The organism is Mycobacterium europaeum (assembly GCF_002102155.1).
In the GTDB taxonomy this organism is placed as follows: domain Bacteria; phylum Actinomycetota; class Actinomycetes; order Mycobacteriales; family Mycobacteriaceae; genus Mycobacterium; species Mycobacterium europaeum.
This window is the reverse complement of sequence record NZ_LQOU01000009.1, coordinates 166,767-185,106: the sequence shown is the minus strand read 5'-3', so window position 1 is coordinate 185,106 and position 18,340 is coordinate 166,767. Positions and strand designations below refer to the sequence as shown.

Here is an 18,340-nt window from a genome sequence, read left to right as displayed (position 1 = left end):
TTGTTTTGCGCGCCCGGGTCGGCATAGGCTGCCCTCCAAGGGGGCAACAACACAGAGCGAGGAAAAGTGCCCCGAAGGATTCGCGCGTCGGCCTTGTTCGCGTCGGCTGTGACAGTCCTCGCCCTCGCGCCGCCGGCCGTCGCCGAGCCGCTCGACCCGATTCCCGGCAATGGCGTGTTCATCGTGGGGCCCGACATCGCCCCGGGCCTTTACCACACGGGTGGGTCGGCATCGGTCTTCGGTGTCTGGATAAACAATGTGCCCACCCAGGACTCGATGTGCTCGTGGTTCACCTACAGCACGCCCGATGCGAACAAGGACCATGTGCTGCAGACGAATACGTCGATCGGTCCGATGTACGCGAACATCAACACCTCGGTCAAGGCCTTCGAGTCGCAGAACTGTCAGCCTTGGACGCGGGTCTCCTGAGGCCGATTCGCGTCGCTGAGGATCGCCCGCAGTCGAGCTAGATCGACCTTGCCGGTTCCTCCGCGCGGGATGTCGTCGTCGGATTCCAGCAGCAGCCAGACCGTGGGGACCTTGAAGGTGCTCAGCAGCTTTCGCGCGTCTCCGGTCAGCCGGTCGGCCGTCAGCGGTCCATCGCACACCACGGCCGCACCCACCCTTTCGCCCACCGTTCCGGGAACGTTGGTGACGAAGGCGCTCTGGACGCCGTCGATGGTGCGCAGCGCACGTTCGACCTCGCCGGGATAGACGGTGGCGCCGCTGACCTTGAACATGTCGTCGCAGCGTCCGTGGTAGAACAGGAACCCCTCCCCGTCGAGGCGGCCCAGGTCGCCGGTGGGGTAGAAGCCGTCGGCGGTGAACACGTCCTCTCGGCCGCGCCCGCAGATGCCGCGCAGCGTGTGCGGTCCCCGAATCTGGATCATGCCCACCGTTTCGGCCGGGACGGGCTCGCCGCCGTCGGGGTCGACGATGCGAACCTCCATGCCGGGGAAGGGCTTTCCGCAGCTGCCCCACGTGGTCTCGGGCATGTCGGTGTCGGCCTGATAGCCGCAGTACGGACCGAACGCCTCGGTCATGCCGAACAGCGTGGCGCGGGCGCCGGGCTGGGCCCGTTCGCCGGGCGGCAGCAGGGCCTGCAGGCTCCCGGGCCGCAGGGCCGACAGATCGGCGCCGACCGTGGCGGCGTGGCGCGCGAGCGTCTCGGCTTGGTCGGGCCAGCCGCGAAACAGCGTCACCCGCTCGGATTCCAGCAGTCGCAGCGTCGTCTCGGGCCGCGGGATCTGCTCGGTCACCAGGGTGGCGCCGGCCAACAGCGTGGACAGGATTCCACTGCCGAAGCCGCCCACCCAGAAGAACGGCATCGGAAGATACAGACGGGTGTCGGGGGTGATGCAGCGCGCGGCCAGGCCCGAGAAGACCGCGCCGAGCGCGCTGCCGTGAGAGTGCACGACTCCCTTCGGCGGCCCACTGCTGCCGGAGGTGAACATGATGACCAACGGGTCAGCGGCCCTGACCCTTTCCGTCAGGGCGTCGACGAGTCGGCGGGCCCGACCGCCGGCGGTCGCGCCGACGAGCCGGTCGGCCGTCCAGACCTGACGCAGGGCGGGAAGCTCGGTCCGCGGCGCGAGGTCGTCGAGGTAGCGGTGCCCGCGGAACTCCTCGACGCTGACCAGGAATTGCACCGCGGCGGCCCGCAGTTGGGCGCCCAGCTCCCGCGAAGTCAGGAGCGTGCTCAGCGGAACCAGCACGGCGCCCACCCGCGCCAGGGCGATGGCCACCTCCACCCAGCGAGCTCCGTTGGGCATGATCAGACCGACCCGCGTGCCCTTGCCGACGCCGGCGTCGACGAACACCGCGGCGAGTTCCTTTGTCACCGTGTCGAGTTGGCGGTAGCTGGTTCGCGACGTCGGGTCGACCACCATCGCTTTGTCCCCATGGCTGGCGGCGCGGGCACGCACGAGCTCGTCGACGGTGCCCGGGGCGGTCGGCTCAGGCATCGAGGAGGTCCCTCAGACGTCGCATGTCCACTTTGCCGCTGGACAGCAACGGGAGCTGGGAGCGCGGCACGGCGACGAAGCGCCGGGGGATCTTGTAGGAGGACAGTTCCGCCTTCAGCCGGTCGCGTAACGCCGCCGCGTCGAAGGCGGCGCCGTCCGGAACCACCACGGCCGCCGCGACGAGCTGGCCGCGCCGGGCATCGGGGACGCCCACGACGTGGGCCGTCAGCCCGCCGGTGACCCTGGCGATGGCCCGTTCGACTTCGGCCGCCGAGACGTTGGCGCCGGCCGTCTTGATCATCGTGCCGAGCCGGCCGAGGTAGTAGAAGAATCCGTCGGCGTCGACACGCACCAAATCGCCGCTGTGGAACCAGCCGTCGGCATCGAAGCACTCCTCGCGGCTGCGTCCGTAGTAGCGCTGCATCAGATACGGTCCGCGGATGCACAGTTCGCCGGCATCGCCTGCCGCCACCGTTTCCCCGGTTTCGGTGTCGATGACCTTGGTGTCGAAGCCGGGTGCCGGCTTGCCGAACGACCCGCGCCGAATCTCGGGTTGATCGGTTTCGTCGCCGCTGAGCAGCACGACGCTGCCGGCTTCGGTCATGCCTAGCATGTTGTGCCGCAGCTCCGGGTCGGCCGGTCGAACTCCGGGCGCCATGATCGGGTACAGGTTGCCCCGCCGCATCGATGACAGGTCGCGTTGCGGGAAGCTTCGGTGATCGGTCAGGTGAGCGATCCCGGCGCTGAACCCGTTGGTCATGGTGGGTCGTTCGGCTTCCAGCACGTCGAGCGTCTCACCGGCATCGCTCGCGTTGGAGCACACCAGCGTCGAACCGGCGACCAACGTGGCGAGCAGCCCGAACGCGAAGCCGCCGATCCAGAAGAAGGGGGAATTGCAGAACAGCTTGTCGTCCGGCGTGAGACCGCGAATCTCGTTGAGATTGCGCTGATGTCCCAGTAGCCCGGCGTGGGTGTGCACCGCACCCTTGGGGGAGCTGGTGGAGCCCGACGTGTAGACGATGGCCAGGGGATCGCAACCGCGGACGTCGTCCTGGGTCGCCGCCAACAGCTCGCGGTCCACGGTGGCGGCCAGCCGGTAGAACCGGCCGATGTCGCGGACGCGCCGCACCGCATCGGGGCGGTAGCTGATGCCGACCTGCCGCAGTTGTGGTGTGGCCGGCGAGAACAACCGGCGGTCGGATTCGAAGTCGGGATCCGACAGCAGCTGCTCGAGCCGTTGCACGTAGTCATGCGTGCGGAAAGACGGCGCGCTCAGCAGGATTTCGACGTCGCTGTCGAGCAGTTGCTCGCGCAATTCGCGGGCGGTGACGAATGTGGAGAACGGGACCACCACGGCGCCGACCCGGGCCGCGGCCAACATCGCGACAACGAACTCCGGGCCGTTGGGATAGAGCAGGCCCACGTGGGTGCCCTTACCCGCGCCGGCGGCGATCAGGCCGCGGGCCAGCTCGCCCGAGCGGGCCTCGGCGTCGCTGTAACTGATCCGGTCCTCGTCGCAGACGAGCAGAGGGTGGTCGCCCCGCGAACGGGCCTGATGTTTCAGGACCTCGCCGACGGTCGCGGTGTCAACGGGCATGATCGCCGTGGGATGCGCTGAAGAAACGCTGGACCGCGCCCAGGTCGGCTTTGCCCGACGGTGTCCGGGGGATGGCGTCGACGACGGCGATCTCGGTGGGAATCTCGTAGCGCGCCAGCCGCGTTCGCAGGTATTCCACGAGCGCCACGGGTTCGGTGGAGCCGGGCTCGCGCAGCTCCACCACGGCGACCGGCGTCGCGCCCAGGCGCTCGTCGGCTCGCCCGACGACGGCGGCGCCGGCCACCGCGGGGTGGCTCTCCAGGGCGGAGCGGACGTCGTCGGGCATCACCTTGAACCCTCCGCGGATGATCGCCTGGTCGGCGCGCCCGACGATCCAGAGGAAGCCGTCCGCGTCGATGCGCGCCATATCCGTGGTCCGCATCCACCGGGCCGACGGCCCCAGCTGGCTCGGCTTGACTTCGAGCAGACCGACCTGGTCGGGTCCGAGCGGCGCGCCGTCCTCAGTCACCACCCGCAGCTGTGCCCCGGGGTTGGCGCGACCGACGCTGCCCCGTTTGGCGGCCCAGTACCGCTCGTAATCGGGCAGGGTCCAGCCGGCGACCCCCCCGCCGAATTCCGTTGCCGCGTAGGAGGTCAGCACCGGAATGCCGTACCTGTCGGTGAAGGCGTCGGCGTCGTCGGCCGTCAGCGGGGCGGTACCGCAGGTGACGGCGCGGATGCTCGCCAGATCGGCCCGCGGCACGTCGGAGTGCAACACCGTCCGCAGGGCCGCCGGTACCAGCGAGACCGTGCGCGGCCGGTGCCTGCGTACCGCGTCGGCCCATGCATCCAGCTCGAATCGCTCGAGGAGTGCAAACGGCCTTGCCTCGGCGATGCATTGCAGCACGCGGAACACGCCGCCGATGTGCACCAGCGGCGAGCTGACGATCGCGACTCCACGCCGCAGTTCCGTGGGCGCCGGGGAGCGATCGGCCTCGGCGCCCATCACACTGCGCGCGAGCATGTCGTAGCCGAGGTCGATTCGTTTGGGCGGTCCCGTGGTACCGCTGGTGAGCATGCGCACCGCGACGCCGGGCCGCGGGTTGGCCGGCGCCACGAGCGGATTCGTCACGCGGTCACCCTCGGAATCGTCTAACCGGCCCGGGACCGGCACGGCGGTCATCCCCGTCGTCGGGGGCGCCAGCGCCGTCAGGTCGTCGTGCTCCCCGATGATCAGCGGCGTCCGCAACCCGGCGATGTCCGCGCGGGTGCGCTCATCACCACGGGCGGGGTTGATGACGACCACGGTGCCGCCGCCCAACAACACCCCGAGGAAGGCCGCCACCTGACCCGGGCGGTTGCGCAGCAGCATCCCGACCTCGGCGCCGGCGGTCAGGTCGGCGATGCGCCGTGCCGACGCGCTGACGCGAGCCCAGGGGATCCATTGCCGCTCATACTCGATGGCGTGCGCGTCTGGCCGCAGATCCAGGACATCGGCGATGCGTTGGCTGAGGGGGTGCGGGGCCATCAGCGCGTCTTCGGACCGCCCTCGGCGCCTTCGCCGCCGGAGTTCCTCTGGGCGGCGAGCTCCGCCGTGCCGAGCGGATTGCCCAGGCGGGTGTAGATCAGCCCTTGCTCCATGGCCGCGCGATACGGTTTGTCGAGCGATTCCCAAATCGCCTTCACCGTGCCTTGCGTTGCGGTCGGCGGCTTCGCGGCGATGGTCGCGGCGATTTCGTGCGCACGATCCCAGAGCCGCTCGGCGGGGACGACCTCCGAAACCAATCCGATCCGTAGCGCGGTGCCGGCGCTGACCCGCTCGTCGTTGCCCATCAGGACGATGCGCAGCGTCTCGCCCAGGCCGATGCGCCTCATCAGGCCGATCGGCTCCAATGCGCACACCAGGCCGGCGGAGACGTGTGAGTCGAAAAACGTCGCATCCTCCGAGCAGATGACGACATCGGATTCGTTGACGAAGTAGAACGCGCCCGCGGTGCAGATGCCCCGAACGGCGCACACGACCGGTTTCCACATCTTCTGCCACTTGGGGCTGAGCGCCTCGCCGGGATCCTCGTGGTTCCAGATGTTTTCGGGCTGCCCGTAGGCCGTCTTGACGTCCAGGCCGGCGCTGAACGCGCGGTCACCGGCCGCCCGCAATACCACCGCGTTGACCGAATCGTCGAGTTTGACCATGCGCCAGGCGCGGGCCATCTCCTCGCACATGGTGCGGTTGAACGCGTTGAGCTGTCTGGGCCGGTTCAGCGTGATGGTCGCGACCCGGTCGGTCTCGTCCACCTCGAGGACGATGGTTTCGAACGTCATCGGCATTGCCAATCCGGCTTGCGCTTCTCCACGAAGGCCTTCGGCCCCTCGGCCGCGTCCTCGGTGCGCAATACCCGCTCGCGGAACGTCTCGGCCATGATCTCGGCTTCGTGCAGCGGCACATTGAGGCCCTTGACGATGGCCAGCCGAGTTCCCCGAACCGCCAGCGGCGCATTGGAGTTGACGATGCCGGCTATCTCGTGCGCCCGCTCCAGGAGCCGGTCGTGCTCGACGATTTCGCTGATCAATCCGAGTTCGTAGGCGCGTTGTGCGCTCATCCGCTCGTGCTTGCCCATCAGCGCCATCCGCAGGGCAATGGACCGGGGCAGCACGCGCGACACCCGCACCATCTCCCGTCCCGCTACCAGGCCGATGCTCACGTGCGGATCGAAGAAAGTGGCTTGCTCCGAGGCGATCACGATGTCCGATGTGGTGACCCAGTCCATGCCGGCGCCACAGCACAGACCATTGACCGCGGTGAGTACGGGCTTGGCGGTCGTGCGAAACGGTGGAGTGCCCTCCTGCGGCGCCTCCCATTGGTCGTAGGTCGACAGGTACGGGCGCTCGTAGATCACCTTGCCGTCTTCGGGGATGGCCTTGACGTCGGCGCCCGTGCAGAACGCGCGTCCGGTGCCGGTCACGATGGTGAGCCACACCCGGTCGTCGTTCTCGGCCTCCTCATAGGCGGCCCGCAGTTCGGTGATCATGTGCGGGCTGAGCGCGTTGAGGGCGTCCGGGCGATTCAGGGTGATGGTGGCGGTATGCCCGTCGACGTCGTAGTCGATGGTGTCGAACGAGTCAGTAGGCATCCTGCTCCCTCACCGGCCCTGGAATTTCGGGCCGCGTCGTTGCCGGAAGGCTTCCAGACCTTCTTTGAAATCCGCTGTCCGGCAGGCCAGTTCCAGATTGAACAGCTCCTGGGTCATGGTCTGACTCAGCGTTGCGTCGTGGCCGAAGCCCAGTGCCTGCTTGGTCAGCCCGATCGCCACCGTCGGCCCGGAGGCGAGCCGCTCGAGTAAGTCCTCGGCCGCGTCGTCGAGCTGGGAGGGGCCGACCGCTTGGTGGATCAATCCCCAATCGGCCGCATCCCGCGCGCTGACCTTCTCGCCCAGCAGCAGCATTCGCCTGGCCCGCGCCAGTCCCACCAGCCGGGGCAGCAGCCAGGTGGCGCCCGAATCGGGGCTGAAGCCCCGGTCCACGAAGGGCTCCCAGAACACCGCGTCGGTGGCGGCCACGGTGAAGTCGGCTGCCAGCGCGAGGTTGCAGCCGAAGCCGGCGGCCCATCCCCGCACACTGCAGAGCACCGGCAACTGGATGCCGGCGATGAGCTCGATCACGCGATGAGCGGCATGGGGGATCCGCCGGACCAGGTCGCCGGCGCGGGGACGCTGCCGGTCGTTGGTGGCGACCCAGTCCACTCCGGCGCAGAAGTCCTCGCCGCCACGGATGTGCACGGCGCGCAGCGAATCATCGGCGGCGGCAGCGGCGAGCGCCTCGACCAATGCGCTGATCATGCTCTGGCTCAACGAGTTACGCCGGGATGGGCGATCGAGCGCTATCCGCAGCACCGCGCCGTCCCGGCGCACTGTCACCGAACCGTCGGCGCCGGCCGCGTCGGCCTCCTGACTCACCGTCGAATCCGGCCTTTCTGCCGTTACGGTTACCCATACAGTAGGCAATACGATTGATACGCTGTATAAGTTAGCAGGGTACGCGGCCGCCGGAAATAGCCGGGCCGGAACCCGATCGAAAAGGGAGATGCATGGCCGTGCAGGAGGGGCGAGCGGAGGGCTGGACCGGACCGGAGTCGACGCGCCAAGGTGCCGCCAGATTCGGCGAGCGGCCACTCTCCCAGACCATGGCCGCCGCCGGCGCCATGCGGCGGCTGAGCTCATTGCTGCTGGCGCTCGAAAATCCCCATCCCACGGTCGACACCATGGTGGCGAAGTTCGCGGAATGGGAGAGCGAACTGTCTGCCGCGGCCCCGGTGGACAACGCGCCGCGAATCGGCGACGTCCCCGACGATCCGCGGCGCGTCTATCTCGACCACGCCACCGACATCGGCGCCTACAACCCGTGCTTTCCGGAGTATCGGTTCGACCGCCTCGATGCCGACCGGGCAACCGGGCGAGTCAACTTCCCGCTGGTCTACGAGGGCCCGCCGGGATCGGTGCACGGCGGGTTCCTGGGCGTCTTCTTCGACTGCGTGATCCAGCACCACAATTGCGGGACGGGGCTTTCCGGCAAGACGCGGTCGCTGGTCGTGACGTTCCGCCGGCCGACACCGGTGTTGACCGAGCTGCGGTTCGACATCAACCGCTCGCAGGTCGAACGCGGCATCGCATCGACGGCACGGCTGCTATCCGACGGTGAAGTGCTGTGCACCGGCGAGGTGAACACCCTGGCGTCACCGCCGGAAAGGCTGGCCGGATTCCAATTCGGCAGGCGGCGAAGGGAGTCCGACACATGACAGTCCCGAGCGCCTCGGACGATCGCGTGCTGTTCGAGGTGGACCCCGACCGCCGCATCGCCACGATCACGCTGAACAATCCGGCGCAACGCAACTCCTACGACGCCGCCATGCGCGACGCTATCGCCCGCTGTCTGGATCGGGTGGCCGAAGACGACGACCTCACGGTGGTGCTGTTGCGCGGCGCCGGCGGCGTCTTCTCCACCGGGGCCGACATGAACAACGCCTATGGCTGGTACGGCGACAAGACCACGCCCGGCGACGCGTCGGGCCGGCGCCGTCCCAGTCAGCGCCGGCGACTTACCGTGGACCGCAAATCTTTTGGCTTCTACCACAACTTCATGGGCTTTCCCAAGGTCACGGTGGGCGAGATCACCGGCTATGCGCTCGGCGGCGGCTTCGAGATGGCGCTGATGACCGACATCTCCGTGATCGCGCGCGACACGAAGGTCGGCATGCCGGCGACCCGCTTCCTCGGCCCCGCGCTCGGCAGCCTGCACATGTTCTTCCACCGGCTGGGCCCGGTGCTGGCGCGGCGCCTGCTGCTGACCGGCGACATCGTCGAGGCCGGCGAGCTCGAACACCTCGGAATCTTCACCGACACCTGCGATTCCGCCGCCGTCCCGGCGCGGGCGCGGTACTGGGCCGAGAAGGCAGCGAAGATGCCCGCCGACGGGGTGGTCATCGCCAAGGAGGCTTTCCGCCTCGTCGAACAGAACCAGGCATACCAGGGTGAGGAAGTCGCGAGCTATCTCTTCCACGCCTTTGGCACCAACCTGCAATTCGGGCCGGGGGAGTTCAACTTCGTCAAGACCCGCGCACAGCACGGGACCAAGGAGGCGTTCCGGCTCCGCGACGAATACTTCGACGTGCCGGAACCCGAGGCCTAGTAATCGGAGTCCGGCTAGCGTGCGGCCGGGGCCTTGGTGCGTGCGCGCGACGCGGGCGACTTGGCCGCCTTGCGTGGCCGGGACGGCGCTGTCTTGCCGCCTTTCGGTCCTTTGCCCTCCTCGATCAACCGGCTGGCGTGATCGAGGATGCAGCGAAGGCCGTACTCGAAGTTGGTTTCGTCGGGAGCGCCGATCCGGTGACCGATCCGGCTTACCTGGGCCAGCAGCGGGGTCTTCTCGGGGTCGATCGCGACGGCCTCCTCGATGGCACGCGCACCCACGTCGGAGGATTGGTTCTTCTCGTAAAGCCGCTGCAGCACCACGGAGCCGCGGACATGCACAGAAACCGCCGAGTAGGTGTCGAAGGCGTCCTCCGGTGACAGGCCGGCCTCGACCAGGTTGGCGATGGCCTTCTCCATCTCCTCGGCGCCCAGCCGCGCCGCCTTCGGGCTGAGCGCGGCGCGAATCAAAATCAGGTCGCACAGAATTGGGTTGCCCATGAAGGTTTTACGCATCAGGCGCGCGTGGTTGGCCAACGTCTCGCGCCAGTCGCTGGCCTCGACGTAGGGGGTGGCGAACCGATACTTGCTCAATGCGCGGTCGGTCATCGCGTTGAGCAAGTCGTCCTTCTTGCGGAAGTACCAGTAAATGCTGGTGACACCGACGCCGAGATGTTTGCCCAGCAGCGGCATGCTCAAGTTGTCGATCGATACCTGTTCTGCGAGTTCAAATGCGCCACTGATGATGTCATCGGGGTTGATGGAACCGCGTTCGCGCCGTTGACGCTTGTCGGCGGTAGCTTGCTTTGCCACTACGGGCACCTCCATCACGATGTATCCTGTGCGTACGGTCGGAGAGTCGGGCAAACTCACCTGCGCATACCTAGGCTCGTCGCCGCTCGACGATGAACGTCAACCGGCAGTTCCGTGCGTTTTTCCTCTGCTACTGTAATACCTATCGTAGGCTTTTTGGTAACGACGGCTGGGCGGGCGACGATGACCGGGCTGAAGCCATTGACCGAGTCAGCCGATGAGCCACGGGAATTGCCATGGATCTAGGCCTGGCGAATGCCGCGACGGTAGTAGTCGGCGGTAGCCGCGGGATGGGTTTGGCGGCGGCCCGCTGCCTTGCCGACGAGGGCGCCCGGGTCGCGGTGGTGGGCCGCAGTCGCGACGTCCTCGATTCCGCGGTGGCGGACCTGGCGGGACGCGGTAGCCCGGACGCCGTCGGCATCGTCGCGGACATCGCCGACCCCGGGCGGGTTGAGGAGGCATTCGCCGACCTCGGCCGGCGATGGGGCGGTGAACTCAATGTGCTTGTCAATACGGTCGGTCCGGGCGCGGCGGGCACGTTCGACGATCTGACCGACGAACAGTGGCGCCAAGCCGTCGAAGACGGGGTGATGGGGATGGTGCGCTGCGTCCGCGCGGCGCTTCCGCTGCTGCGCAAGGCGCACTGGGCGCGGATCGTCAACTTCTCGGCGCACTCGACCCAGCGACAGAGTGTCATGCTGCCCGCCTACACGGCGGCCAAGTCGATGCTGACCAGCGTCTCCAAGAACTTGTCCCTGTTCTTGGCCAAGGACGAAATCCTGGTCAACGTGGTCTCGCCCGGCAGCATCGCCTCCGAGTCGCTGGTCGGTTGGGCGGAATCCGTGGGTGTCGACGGTGGCGATCCGTACGCGCTAATGGACGCCATTGCCAAGCACTTCGGCCATCCGGCGCACATGCCGCGGGCGGGGCTGCCGGAGGAGATCGGGCCGGTGGTCGCCTTCCTCGCCTCACGGCGCAACTCCTACATGACGGGGGCCAACATCAACGTCGACGGCGGTTCGGACTTCACCTGACCGCCCGGAACTCAACGGCTCGGCCGGAAAGGAAGGAGTCGACTGTGGCGACGGCAAGCGAGGCCCGCGCGTGGGCGCGTGGCGCATTGCGGGGAATCGGTGACTCGCTCTATACCCCGTTCTGCGGGCCCGATGGCGACGACATCGACTGGGAGGCCTACCGGACGCTGGTTCGTTACTGCGTAGGCGACCTCGGGCATCCGATGTTGTGGTGCACCAGCGGCCTCTCGGAGTTCTGGGCGTTGACGATCGACGAGCGAAAACGCTTGCTGGAGGTCGCCATTGAGGAAGGGCGTGCCGCCAACCCCGAGGTCGTCGTGCAAGCCTGCACGGCGGCCATCACCGCAAAGGACTGTCTGGAGTTGACATTGCACGCCCAGCAAGCCGGCGCCGACATCGTCTATATCCAAACGCCGATGATGGAGGTGCACGGCGGCGAGGGGGTGCTGCGATTCTTCAACTACATTGCCTCGCGTACCGACATCGCGCTGGGCATGTTCAACTCACCGTCGTCCGGCTACGTGCTGACCGCGGCCGAAAGCGCGCGGATCTACGACGAGGTGCCCGCGGTGTGTGCCACCAAGGAGGGCGCTTTTCGGCCGGCGAACAGCCGGATGCTCCATCAGCTGGCCCCCGGCCTGGCGCTCTGGGAATGTGACAAGACGGTGTATCGCGCCGGTTGGCTGCGCGACGGGATCGTCTGTCCGGCGCAACTGGGCACGGCGGGCTATCTTTTCGAGACGCCGCAGCGGCGATTGTTCTCGCAGTACTGGGATTTGGTGCAAAACGACAAGCTGCTCGAGGCGATGGACTTCGGCCGCGAGTCGGGCCTCGACCAGTTCGACCTCGACGTCGGATCCTGGTGGACGTGCTACCCGGGCCGGCCGGATTATTTCACTCACTGGGGTGGCGCGTTCAAGTACGCCGCCTCGCTCCTCGGGTTGCCGATAGGTGCCTATCCGCATTCCCGGCCACCCCAGGCGGAGTTGCCGCCGGAGGCCAAGGCGCAGATCGAGAGCGCCTATCGCCGACTGGGGCTCATCGAGGCCTAGTGAGCGGCCAAAACGGCTGCGTCACAACTGCACACATGGAAATCGGAGGCCCGGCCACCGCGGTGACCGGGCCTCAACTCAGCGATTTACTGTTCGGCCCGCTCGCGCGCCTCAGCGGCCTTGGCCTTGCCGCGGGCCTTCTCGGCCGCGGCTTCCTTCTTCGCCGCGCTGCGCTGAGCGTCGGCCTTGTCTTGCTGCGCCTGGCCCTCGTTGACCAGATCGTTGCGGCCGATGATCGTGCCCACGATTTCCTTGGCCTTGCCGAAGACGGCTTCGACGACGCCCTGGACCAACTCGACCGGGCCGCTCTTGATGTCAACCATTGCGATTTCCCTCCCTGGTAGTGGGTATGTGTGTTGGCTTTCCCTGTTCGCCGGCACGAGGAAACGCGATCGGCCCGTGGTGCTCGCCACACGTGGGACACCGGGGCTGCGCGCGGGGCGACGAGTGGCGCCCCGATGGCCGTCATGCGTGCGGTTCAGCGAGCCGAAATCCGCTGTTCGGCCGGGGTGCGTGGGTGCGTGGAGCCGGTTGTGGAAAACGGTACCGATAGGTATACAGTATGCGTACAAAACACCCGGAATTGCGCGTGAGGAGGTAGCGGGGGAGATGTCCGGCAGGGACGACGCTTCCGGGGACGCGGTGCTCTACGAGGCGACCGGTAGCGGCGTCGCGATTCTGACCTTCAACCGTCCGGACCGCCTCAACGCCTGGGGGCCGGACCTGGCCGCCGGCTTTTACGCCGCGATCGACCGCGCCGAACAGGATCCGGCCATCCGCGTGGTCGTGCTGACCGGCCGGGGCAAAGGATTCTGCGCCGGTGCGTATCTGGGCACGCCGAATTCCGCACCAAGCTACGGCGACACGATGGAGAAGGCGAGTAAGACCAACCTCGCCGAGTTGGTGGGGGAACGCCCGCCGCATTTCGTGACCACCCTGCGCAAGCCCGTTGTCGTCGCCATCAACGGCGCCTGCGTCGGCATCGGCCTGACCCAGGCGCTGATGTGCGACGTACGGTTCGCGGCCGCCGGCGCCAAGTTCGCCGCGGTCTTCGCCCGCCGCGGACTGATCGCCGAGTTCGGCATCTCCTGGATCCTGCCGAGACTGACAACCTGGGGCGCGGCCCTGGATCTGCTGTTGAGTGGCCGGACCTTCCTCGCCGAGGAGGCGGCCGAGCTCGGCCTCGTCAAGGAAGTGGTCGCTCCCGAGGATCTGATGACGCGAGCGCTGGAGTACGCGGAGGACATCGCCCGCAACTGCTCACCGGCGTCGATGGAAGTGATCAAGAGGCAGGTATACGGCGACGCCACTCGAGACGTCATGGACGCCACGTCGCGCGCCGAGGTCCTGCTGCACGAGGCGATGCCACGGCCGGACGTCATCGAAGGCATCACCAGCTTCCTGGAGAAGCGCCCCCCGCAGTTCCCCTCGCTCAACCCGACCGACGCTTAGTGCTCGCCGGTAGCACCGGAAAGGATGATCATGGCCAGCTTGGGTTACCAGGCGATCGACGTCGACAACCACTACTACGAACCGCTGGACGCCTTCACCCGCCACCTGGACAAGAAGTTCAAGCGGCGGGGCGTGCAGATGCTCAACGACGGCAAGCGCACCTGGGCCGTGATCGGAGATCGGGTCAACCATTTCATCCCCAACCCGACCTTTGACCCGATCATCGTGCCGGGCTGCCTGGACCTGTTGTTCCGCGGCGAGATCCCCGAAGGGGTCGACCCCGCCTCGCTGATGAAGGTCGAGCGGCTGGCCAGCCACCCCGAGTACCAGAACCGTGACGCGCGCGTTGCGGTGATGGACACCCAGGACATCGAAACGGTGTTCATGCTGCCGACTTTCGCGTGCGGCGTCGAGGAGGCGCTCAAGCACGACATCGAGGCCACGATGGCTTCGGTGCACGCGTTCAACCTGTGGCTCGACGACGATTGGGGCTTCGACCGGCCCGATCACCGAATCATCGCCGCGCCCATCATCTCGCTGGCCGACCCGGCCAAGGCGGTAGAAGAGGTTGAGTTCGTGCTGGCGCGAGGCGCCAAGCTGGTGCTGGTGCGGCCCGCGCCGGTGCCCGGTGTGGTGAAGCCGAGATCGCTGGGCGATCCGAGTCACGACCCGGTGTGGGCCCGGCTTGCCGAGGCGGGTGTGCCGGTGGGCTTTCACCTCAGCGACAGCGGGTATCTGCACATCGCGGCGCAGTGGGGCGGCAAGGCGACCTTCGAAGGATTCGGGGACAAGGATCCATTGGATCAGGTTCTCCTCGACGACCGTGCCATCCACGACACGATGGCCTCGATGATCGTGCACGGCGTGTTCACCCGCCACCCCAAGCTCAGGGCGGTCAGCATCGAAAACGGGTCCTACTTCGTGCATCGGCTGATCAAGCGGCTGAAGAAGGTCGCCAACAACTACCCGCGGCATTTCCCCGAGGACCCGGTGGAGCAATTACGCAACAACGTGTGGATCGCTCCCTACTACGAGGACGATCTGCCCGAACTGGCCAACGTCATCGGCATCGACAAGATCCTGTTCGGGTCGGACTGGCCGCACGGCGAAGGCCTCGAGACACCGGTCTCGTTCGTCGCGGAACTCAATGGCTTCAACGAAGCCGACGTCCGAAAAGTGATGCGCGACAATGCGCTCGACCTGCTTGGCGTCCCGATCCCGTCGGCCGCTTAGCAGCCCGCGCCATGAGTGAATGGACTGTGGGCGCGGTTCTGGACGCCATCGCCGACGCCGTGCCCGACAGGCTGATGACCGTGTGCGGCGACCGCAAGAGCACGTTCTCCGATTCCGCGGTCCGCACCAACCGATTGGCGAACTACCTCGAGGAGAAGGGTTTCGGCGTCTACGCGGCCCGCGAGGACTTGCGGCGCTGGGAGTGCGGCCAGGATCGCATCGCGCTGCTCATGTACAACGACCTGTACCCCGACATGGTCATCGGGTGCCTGAAGGCGCGCACCGTCCCGGTGAACGTGAACCACCACTACTCGGCCAGGGAGATCCGCGACCTGCTCGACTACGTCCGCCCCCGGGGCATCATCTACCACCGCTCGCTCGGTGCGCGGTTCGCCGACGTCTTGCCGCCGATCGGGACGGAGTTGTTGATCTCCATCGACGACGGCAGCGCGGTTCCCCAACTGCCGAAAGCGATCTCGCTCGACGACGCCCTGGCGTCCGTCAGCCTCCACCGCGAGGACACCGGGTCTCCCGACGACCTCATCATGATGTGCACCGGCGGGACGACGGGGCGCCCGAAGGGGGTGCTGTGGAGACAGAGCGACATGTACGTGTCGTCGATGGTGGGCGCCGATCATGCCAGCGTCACCGAGATCCACGACAAGGTCGCCGCGGGCGGGCAGCCGTGGTTCGCCGTCTCGCCGCTCATGCATGCCGCCGGCATGTGGACCGCCTTCTCCGCGCTGTGCGCCGGCCTGCCCGTGGTGCTCTACGACGACCGCAACAGGCTGGACGTGCGTTCGGTGTGGGAAACCGCGGAGCGCGAGCAGGTGGGCATGATGACCATGGTGGGCGACGCGTACGCCGGCCCGCTGATCGCCGAGCTGCGCGCGGGTTCCTACGACTTGTCCTCGCTGCACGCGATCGGCACCGGAGGCGCCGCGACGAACGCGAAACACAAACGCGCGCTGATGGAATGTCTGCCGCACATCACCATCATCGAGGGCTACGGGTCGTCGGAAAGCGGCAACATGGCGTTCGGGCACAGCCGCGAGGGAACCGCCAGCGAGACCTTTCAACCCAGGGCCGGGGCCACCGTGGTGTCGGCCGACCGCAGCCGGTTCCTGCAGCCCGGTGAGCGAGAAGTCGGCTGGGCCGCCCGGACCGGCCGCATTCCGCTCGGCTACTTCGGTGACGCCGAGGCGACCCAACGGACCTTCCCCGAGATCGAGGGCCGGCGGGTGGTGATACCCGGCGACCGGGCATCGCTCGAGAAGGACGGCACCATCCGCCTGCTGGGCCGTGATTCGCTGGTCGTCAACACCGGCGGCGAAAAGGTTTTCGTCGAGGAGGTCGAAGAAGTGCTGCGCGCGCAGCCGGGTGTCGTCGACGCCCTGGTCGTGGGGCGGCCAAGCGAGCGATGGGGCCAAGAGGTAGTCGCGCTGGTCGCGACGCAACCCGACGCGCGGCTCACCCAGGACACCCTCTACCGCGCGTGTACGGCACAACTGGCCCATTTCAAGGCGCCCAAGGCCGTCATCTTCGTCGAGCAGATCGAACGCCTCGGCAACGGCAAGCCCAACTACCGTTGGGCCAAAGAGCAAGCCACTCAACACGTTCCGGTGGCCACGCCGGTAGGGTACGAACCCGAAGGAAGTCATGAACACCAAAGCGATTGACTGCCTGGTGAACGTCCACTTCGGGGAGGCCGAATCTCAGCCGACGTGGATGCTCAAAGTCAGGGACGACTACTTCAAGGGCCCCGAGTCGATGTTCGCCCCGGTCGACCTCTCCGAGTTGCTCGCCGAGATGGACGAACAGGGCGTGCAGAAGGCGATCCTGATGGACTCGCTCGCCAACCCGTCCACGACCGCGCGCAAATTCGCCGAAGCCAAACCGGATCGGTTCGCGTTGGCCATGGGAGGGGTCAACCTGCTGCGCCCGGTGCCGTCGCTGCGCCTGCTCGCCGCGATCGTAGGTGACCTGCCCGTCGCGTATACCGTGGTGGGGCCGAGCTTTTGGGGCGACGGCCAATACCCGCCCAGCGACGCCGTGTACTACCCGCTCTACGCCAAATGCGCGGAACTGGACCTTCCGCTCTGTATCAACACCGGGATCCCGGGACCGCCCATACCCGGCGAGGTCCAGCACCCCATGCATCTGGATCGGGTGTGCGTCCGATTCCCCGAACTGCGGCTGTGCATGATCCACGGCGCCGACCCGTGGTGGGACGTCGCGATCCGCTTGCTGCTGAAGTACGCGAATCTGCGCCTCATGACGTCGGCGTGGTCGCCCAAGCGGCTGCCGGAGAGCCTGCTGCATTACATGCGCACGCGCGGTCGCGACAAGGTGATCTACGCGTCCGACTGGCCGGTGCTGCCCATGCGGCGGGTCATCCCCGAGGCCCGTGCCCTTGATCTGCCGGCCGACGTGCTGGATAACTACCTTTACAACAACGCGCAGGACTTTTTCTTCGGCGACCGCGCCTGACCGAGAACGGGAGCACTTGACGATGGACCGCTTCGAACTACGCCGACTGGACTACAGCCTGTCCGACGACCATGTGGCCCTGCAGAATGCCTACGGGCAGTTCTTCAAGGCGCACTGCTCCATCGAAACTGTGCGTGCCGCAGAGCCATCGGGTTTCGACAAGAACCTGTGGGAGAGGTTGTGTGCGATGGGCGCGACCACGATGGCATTGCCGGAGTCCTGCGGCGGTGACGGCGCGACCCTGGTCGACCTCACCCTGGTGGCCGAGGAGATCGGCCGGTCTCTGGCGCCGGTTCCGTGGATCGACCATGTCTGCACCGCGCGGCTGCTGGGGCGACTCGGCGCGCTGGGTGAGGGCGCAGCCGGGGTGGCCGACGGCGAACAGCTTGCCGCGCTGGACCCGCGCATCGACGCCGGGCGCGGCCCGCGGTTGATTCCCTCGGGGTCGATCGCCGACCACATCGTCGTCCGCGAGGGCGACGAAGTCGTGCGCCTCACCTTCGCCACCCGCCCGGCGAAGGTCGACAACATCGGCCGCCTGCCGATGGTCTGGGTCGATCCGGCGGCGGCCGACACCCGTGAGGTCGTCGCCTCAGGCCCCGATGCCCTGGCGAGTTACCGGCTGGCACTGGACGAATGGCGGCTGCTGACCGCGGCGGCGCTGGTCGGGCTGGTGGAGGAGACCATGACCATCGCGGCCGAATTCGCCAAGACGCGATACACGCTGGGCGTGCCGATCTCCACGCTGCAGGCCATCTCGCATCCGCTGGCGAATATGGCCATCACCGTTCAGGGCGGACGCAATCTGGCTCGCCGCGCCGCCTGGTTCCTGGACAACGAACCCGGCGAACGCCCCGAATTGGCGCCCTCCGCCTTCGTTTTCATGGCCGAGGAGGCAGCCAGGGCGGCGACCATGGCGGTCCATATCCAAGGCGGCCTCGGGGTCTCGGCCGAGGCCGCGGCGACGGCGTATCTGGTGCGTGCCCGAGGATGGCCACTGGCCGGAGGCGATCCGGGGGCCACGGCCCAGCGGGTGGCCGAGATCGTGGCCGCCCGCGAGAGCGCGGCGCAGCCGGCGTAGGAA

18 protein-coding genes are annotated in these 18,340 nt (G+C 67.4%); 10 read left to right on the top strand and 8 right to left on the bottom strand.

Annotation, left to right across the window (positions count from 1 at the left end):
- Positions 1 to 66: 66 nt before the first annotated feature.
- A complete protein-coding gene (locus AWC03_RS03825) occupies positions 67 to 429 on the top strand; it encodes a hypothetical protein (RefSeq protein WP_085239186.1) in 363 nt (120 codons plus the stop codon).
- Here the strand turns inward: AWC03_RS03825 and AWC03_RS03820 are convergent.
- Genes AWC03_RS03820 through AWC03_RS03795 form a run of 6 tightly spaced genes read right to left on the bottom strand, consistent with a single transcriptional unit; the run spans position 405 to position 7,454 of the window.
- Entirely contained in the window at positions 405 to 1,964 is a 1,560-nt protein-coding gene (locus AWC03_RS03820) for a class I adenylate-forming enzyme family protein (RefSeq protein WP_085239185.1), read from the bottom strand. The two genes, AWC03_RS03825 and AWC03_RS03820, sit on opposite strands and share 25 nt — an antisense overlap.
- Entirely contained in the window at positions 1,957 to 3,561 is a 1,605-nt protein-coding gene (locus AWC03_RS03815; protein WP_085239184.1) for a class I adenylate-forming enzyme family protein, read from the bottom strand. The genes AWC03_RS03820 and AWC03_RS03815 overlap by 8 nt, the downstream gene beginning before the upstream one ends.
- The gene (locus tag AWC03_RS03810) at positions 3,551 to 5,029 is read right to left on the bottom strand and encodes a class I adenylate-forming enzyme family protein (RefSeq protein ID WP_085239183.1); all 1,479 of its coding nucleotides are present in this window, start codon (positions 5,027 to 5,029) and stop codon (positions 3,551 to 3,553) included. The genes AWC03_RS03815 and AWC03_RS03810 overlap by 11 nt, the downstream gene beginning before the upstream one ends.
- Positions 5,029 to 5,829, bottom strand: coding sequence for an enoyl-CoA hydratase/isomerase family protein (locus AWC03_RS03805; RefSeq protein ID WP_085239182.1), 801 nt, complete (start codon positions 5,827 to 5,829; stop codon positions 5,029 to 5,031). Before AWC03_RS03805 ends, AWC03_RS03810 begins: the two co-directional genes overlap by 1 nt.
- Entirely contained in the window at positions 5,820 to 6,632 is an 813-nt protein-coding gene (locus tag AWC03_RS03800; protein ID WP_085239181.1) for an enoyl-CoA hydratase/isomerase family protein, read from the bottom strand. Before AWC03_RS03800 ends, AWC03_RS03805 begins: the two co-directional genes overlap by 10 nt.
- Before the next feature lie 9 nt (positions 6,633 to 6,641).
- Entirely contained in the window at positions 6,642 to 7,454 is an 813-nt protein-coding gene (locus AWC03_RS03795) for an enoyl-CoA hydratase/isomerase family protein (protein ID WP_085239180.1), read from the bottom strand.
- Positions 7,455 to 7,585: 131 nt separating this feature from the next.
- Here AWC03_RS03795 and AWC03_RS03790 point away from each other — a divergent pair, with 131 nt between their 5' ends.
- Both AWC03_RS03790 and AWC03_RS03785 read left to right on the top strand, forming a co-directional pair.
- A complete protein-coding gene (locus AWC03_RS03790) occupies positions 7,586 to 8,293 on the top strand; it encodes a hotdog family protein (RefSeq protein ID WP_085239179.1) in 708 nt (235 codons plus the stop codon).
- Entirely contained in the window at positions 8,290 to 9,183 is an 894-nt protein-coding gene (locus AWC03_RS03785) for an enoyl-CoA hydratase/isomerase family protein (protein ID WP_085239178.1), read from the top strand. The genes AWC03_RS03790 and AWC03_RS03785 overlap by 4 nt, the downstream gene beginning before the upstream one ends.
- Before the next feature lie 14 nt (positions 9,184 to 9,197).
- On the opposite strand, the gene AWC03_RS03780 is transcribed toward AWC03_RS03785, so the two are convergent.
- Entirely contained in the window at positions 9,198 to 10,010 is an 813-nt protein-coding gene (locus AWC03_RS03780) for a TetR/AcrR family transcriptional regulator (RefSeq protein ID WP_085239177.1), read from the bottom strand.
- Positions 10,011 to 10,231: 221 nt separating this feature from the next.
- On the opposite strand from AWC03_RS03780, the gene AWC03_RS03775 reads away from it, so the two are divergent.
- Both AWC03_RS03775 and AWC03_RS03770 read left to right on the top strand, forming a co-directional pair.
- Positions 10,232 to 11,029: an SDR family NAD(P)-dependent oxidoreductase gene (locus AWC03_RS03775; RefSeq protein ID WP_085239176.1), complete on the top strand. Its 798-nt coding sequence runs from the start codon at positions 10,232 to 10,234 to the stop codon at positions 11,027 to 11,029.
- Between the two features lie 44 nt (positions 11,030 to 11,073).
- A complete protein-coding gene (locus AWC03_RS03770) occupies positions 11,074 to 12,081 on the top strand; it encodes a dihydrodipicolinate synthase family protein (protein WP_085239175.1) in 1,008 nt (335 codons plus the stop codon).
- An 86-nt stretch (positions 12,082 to 12,167) separates the two neighbouring features.
- Here the strand turns inward: AWC03_RS03770 and mbp1 are convergent, their stop codons facing one another.
- Positions 12,168 to 12,404, bottom strand: a complete 237-nt coding sequence (mbp1, locus tag AWC03_RS03765; RefSeq protein WP_085239174.1) for a microaggregate-binding protein 1 — start codon at positions 12,402 to 12,404, stop codon at positions 12,168 to 12,170.
- Between the two features lie 286 nt (positions 12,405 to 12,690).
- On the opposite strand from mbp1, the gene AWC03_RS03760 reads away from it, so the two are divergent.
- From AWC03_RS03760 to AWC03_RS03740, 5 genes are read left to right on the top strand one after another with little or no spacing between them, the layout of a single operon-like run.
- The gene (locus tag AWC03_RS03760; protein WP_085239173.1) at positions 12,691 to 13,533 is read left to right on the top strand and encodes an enoyl-CoA hydratase; all 843 of its coding nucleotides are present in this window, start codon (positions 12,691 to 12,693) and stop codon (positions 13,531 to 13,533) included.
- A gap of 30 nt (positions 13,534 to 13,563) precedes the next feature.
- Positions 13,564 to 14,766 (top strand): amidohydrolase family protein, encoded by a 1,203-nt coding sequence (locus tag AWC03_RS03755; RefSeq protein ID WP_085239245.1) that lies wholly within the window; start codon positions 13,564 to 13,566, stop codon positions 14,764 to 14,766.
- An 11-nt stretch (positions 14,767 to 14,777) separates the two neighbouring features.
- A complete protein-coding gene (locus AWC03_RS03750) occupies positions 14,778 to 16,445 on the top strand; it encodes an acyl-CoA synthetase (RefSeq protein ID WP_085239172.1) in 1,668 nt (555 codons plus the stop codon).
- A complete protein-coding gene (locus tag AWC03_RS03745) occupies positions 16,426 to 17,256 on the top strand; it encodes an amidohydrolase family protein (RefSeq protein ID WP_085239171.1) in 831 nt (276 codons plus the stop codon). Before AWC03_RS03750 ends, AWC03_RS03745 begins: the two co-directional genes overlap by 20 nt.
- A gap of 22 nt (positions 17,257 to 17,278) precedes the next feature.
- Positions 17,279 to 18,337: an acyl-CoA dehydrogenase family protein gene (locus AWC03_RS03740; RefSeq protein WP_085239170.1), complete on the top strand. Its 1,059-nt coding sequence runs from the start codon at positions 17,279 to 17,281 to the stop codon at positions 18,335 to 18,337.
- The last annotated feature ends 3 nt before the right edge of the window (positions 18,338 to 18,340 follow it).

Bases quoted from the DNA above. Each gene is read 5' to 3' on its own strand.
- AWC03_RS03815 (WP_085239184.1), bottom strand. From the start codon at position 3,561: ATGCCCGTTGACACCGCGACCGTCGGCGAGGTCCTGAAACATCAGGCC.
- AWC03_RS03740 (WP_085239170.1), top strand. From the start codon at position 17,279: ATGGACCGCTTCGAACTACGCCGACTGGACTACAGCCTGTCCGACGAC.
- AWC03_RS03785 (WP_085239178.1), top strand. From the start codon at position 8,290: ATGACAGTCCCGAGCGCCTCGGACGATCGCGTGCTGTTCGAGGTGGAC.
- AWC03_RS03790 (WP_085239179.1), top strand. From the start codon at position 7,586: ATGGCCGTGCAGGAGGGGCGAGCGGAGGGCTGGACCGGACCGGAGTCG.
- AWC03_RS03820 (WP_085239185.1), bottom strand. From the start codon at position 1,964: ATGCCTGAGCCGACCGCCCCGGGCACCGTCGACGAGCTCGTGCGTGCC.
- AWC03_RS03780 (WP_085239177.1), bottom strand. From the start codon at position 10,010: ATGGAGGTGCCCGTAGTGGCAAAGCAAGCTACCGCCGACAAGCGTCAA.
- mbp1 (WP_085239174.1), bottom strand. From the start codon at position 12,404: ATGGTTGACATCAAGAGCGGCCCGGTCGAGTTGGTCCAGGGCGTCGTC.
- AWC03_RS03800 (WP_085239181.1), bottom strand. From the start codon at position 6,632: ATGCCTACTGACTCGTTCGACACCATCGACTACGACGTCGACGGGCAT.
- AWC03_RS03755 (WP_085239245.1), top strand. From the start codon at position 13,564: ATGGCCAGCTTGGGTTACCAGGCGATCGACGTCGACAACCACTACTAC.
- AWC03_RS03775 (WP_085239176.1), top strand. From the start codon at position 10,232: ATGGATCTAGGCCTGGCGAATGCCGCGACGGTAGTAGTCGGCGGTAGC.
- AWC03_RS03810 (WP_085239183.1), bottom strand. From the start codon at position 5,029: ATGGCCCCGCACCCCCTCAGCCAACGCATCGCCGATGTCCTGGATCTG.
- AWC03_RS03745 (WP_085239171.1), top strand. From the start codon at position 16,426: ATGAACACCAAAGCGATTGACTGCCTGGTGAACGTCCACTTCGGGGAG.
- AWC03_RS03750 (WP_085239172.1), top strand. From the start codon at position 14,778: ATGAGTGAATGGACTGTGGGCGCGGTTCTGGACGCCATCGCCGACGCC.
- AWC03_RS03760 (WP_085239173.1), top strand. From the start codon at position 12,691: ATGTCCGGCAGGGACGACGCTTCCGGGGACGCGGTGCTCTACGAGGCG.
- AWC03_RS03805 (WP_085239182.1), bottom strand. From the start codon at position 5,829: ATGCCGATGACGTTCGAAACCATCGTCCTCGAGGTGGACGAGACCGAC.